This is a genomic window from Vibrio sp. S9_S30, assembly GCF_014694455.1.
Taxonomy (GTDB): Bacteria; Pseudomonadota; Gammaproteobacteria; order Enterobacterales; family Vibrionaceae; genus Vibrio.
In genome coordinates, this window is the sequence record NZ_JAAUWT010000124.1 from 1 (window position 1) to 623 (window position 623).

General features: G+C 42.9%; 1 protein-coding gene and 1 pseudogene. One reads left to right on the top strand and one right to left on the bottom strand.

What is annotated here, in order from left to right:
• The first annotated feature begins 250 nt into the window (after positions 1–250).
• Positions 251–460, top strand: a complete 210-nt coding sequence (locus tag HC752_RS25205; RefSeq protein WP_079740775.1) for a GDCCVxC domain-containing (seleno)protein — start codon at positions 251–253, stop codon at positions 458–460.
• A gap of 63 nt (positions 461–523) precedes the next feature.
• Here HC752_RS25205 and HC752_RS24355 read toward each other — a convergent pair.
• Positions 524–623, bottom strand: a pseudogene (locus tag HC752_RS24355) (IS110 family transposase); the annotation flags it as partial.

A 623-nucleotide genomic window follows, 5' to 3' on the forward strand; every position in this document is an offset into this window, starting at 1 on the left:
TGTTGGCTAGGATGCTGTTCATTGAATGCAAGCGAAGTGCTTCATTGCCAAGTAAGTCTGTTTGTTGGTATCGCTCTAACAAAAGCTTCAAACCGACAAACAACGCGTGGCATTTTTAGTTTGCGGTGAGTTTAGTGTTTAAGGCGTAATGCAGTGGCTTGTTTTGTGCGTTGTTTGCGGTTTAAGCTGGCGTTATGTTGCTACTGAGGTTCTATGCTTACAATGAGCTCAGAATGAAGGAAAAACTCTCGTGAAAACAGTATTGGAATCGGAGTTAGTTTGCCCGAAGTGTGGACATAAAAGCAGGGAAGTCATGCCCACAGATTCATGTCTCTACTTCTATGAATGTAAAGGGTGTGGTGAACTACTCAAGCCTAAGGCTGGCGATTGTTGTGTCTTTTGCTCTTATGGGAGCGTCCCTTGTCCACCAATCCAAGAGCAGGGCAAGTGTTGTAGCTAGTCAGTTGAACGCTATGTCTACACTGAAGAAAATCAACATAACAAGAGACTATGGCGTCAATAGCTAATTTTTGGCGCTATCTTTATCCCACATTATACCGTCTCTTAGCATTGAATTAAGTGTCACAACCATCTTTCTCATACAGGCAACTATCGCTACTTTC